We start from the raw sequence: 1,693 nt of genomic DNA on the forward strand, positions 1-1,693 counted from the left end.
ACTGTTGTGGTCACTCCTGGTTCTGAAAATGGGCGAACCCGTATGTCTGCTCCCGTGGGGCGGGCCATGGTTGGGGTTCAAAGGACAAGATGCATACGCGGAGAGAGGGGCCACGCAGATCGAGTACCTGTCTATTGTGCCAGACAGGACCCAATCCGCGCGACTTGACGACGACGGCGCGTTGCCGCCGGGTCAGCGGCCGGCACCGGACGCGTTCGGCAGCCCGAGCGACGTCAGGCTTCGGCGGCGGTGGACCAGACGTAGAGCTGCTGGCGTTCGGCCTGCTCCGCCTGCGCCGCTAGCCGAGCGATTTGGCGCACGTTGTCTTCGGCGATGTCGCCGCTGAACGGCATGTCCTCCTCGGCGGCCCACAGCGCGGCGACCTCAGGGATCAAGGAGGCACCGGCATCGTCGGTGTAGGTCAGCAGTTCCGCCAACGACTGGACCATGGCGTCCGGGGCCACCATCAGGTAGTCGCTGGAGACGTCCGCCATGTCCAGGGCCTCGCCAGCGGCGGCACCCACGGCCTTGGCCGCCAGGCCGCCGAGGATCTCAATTTCCAAATCGGTGATTCCGTTGAGCCGGACACTGGGCGCATCCTCGACCTGGGCCATTGGCCCGTCGGTCACGCCGCGGGACTCGACGCTGGCTTCAAGCTCGGCGGCGCGCCGGACGGCGACGTCGTGGGTGGCGACGAAGATTTCGGTGATTCCGGACATCTGAGGGCCCTTCCGCGGCTAGACCAAGTGGTTCTTCTTCAGCCTAGCCGCAGCGGGCGAGTTTCCGCTTTTAGCCAACAGCGACGCGCAACTGGTTGCGCCACGGATCCTCGAAGCGCAGCTCCGCCCCGGTGTGGTGATGGGCAATTCCGGCACTGGTGAGGCGTTCGGTCAGGGCGCCCACCTCGTCCTCGGTCGGCACGTGGATCAGCACCTCGCCCAGGCCCAGGGTGTCCTTGCGGGGGCCGGCGCCGCGGCTGTTCCAGACGTTCATGGCCATGTGGTGGTGGTAGCCGCCGGCGGCGACGAACAGCGCCTGGCCGTGCCAGCCGGCGGTGCGTTCGAAACCGAGGGTCTTCACGTAGAAATCTTCGGCGACGTGGGTGTCCCCCACCTGCAGGTGCACGTGGCCGATGCCGGCGCCGGCTTCGCGCTGGCTGGCGAGCGACTCCTCGGTCAGGTGGCTTTGCAGGTAGGTCTGGGGGTTGAGGGCCAGGCTGTCCATGTGGACTTCCTTGCCGTCGGCAGTCTCCTTCCAGGACCACTGATCGCGCGGGCGGTCCCAGTAGAGCTCGATGCCGTTGCCCTCCGGGTCGGTGAAGTAGAACGCCTCGCTCACCAAGTGGTCGGCACTACCGGTGAACCGGGAAGGATCGGTCTGCGCCGCGGTGGCCACGGTGGCCGCCAGGTCCGACTGGTTCTCGAACAGGAAGGCGGTGTGGAACAGTCCGGCTTCACCGCGCGAGGGCAACTGCAGCCCGGTGGCCGGAGCCAGGTGGAGCAGCGGCGTGGTGCCGCGGCCCAGGAAAACCCCGCCCAGTCCTTCCGAGACAGGATCCAGCCCCAGCGCCTGCTGGTAGTAGTTGGTCATGTTCTTCATGTCGCCGACCTTGAGCATGACGGTGCCCATGCTGAGGTCGCCGGAGAGCAGGTCCTGGGGGTTTACTTGAATGTTCATGCAATTAACAATACTT

General features: G+C 66.2%; 2 protein-coding genes. Both read right to left on the minus strand.

The window, feature by feature from the left end; genetic code table 11:
• Positions 1-233: 233 nt before the first annotated feature.
• Complete coding sequence (locus AC5RWT_RS37105; protein WP_494084573.1) at positions 234-719, minus strand: hypothetical protein; 486 nt, start codon at positions 717-719, stop codon at positions 234-236.
• A gap of 70 nt (positions 720-789) precedes the next feature.
• Positions 790-1,677 (minus strand): VOC family protein, encoded by an 888-nt coding sequence (locus AC5RWT_RS37110; protein ID WP_494084574.1) that lies wholly within the window; start codon positions 1,675-1,677, stop codon positions 790-792.
• Between the last annotated feature and the right edge of the window lie 16 nt (positions 1,678-1,693).

It is taken from the genome of Arthrobacter sp. Dra40, assembly GCF_059091905.1.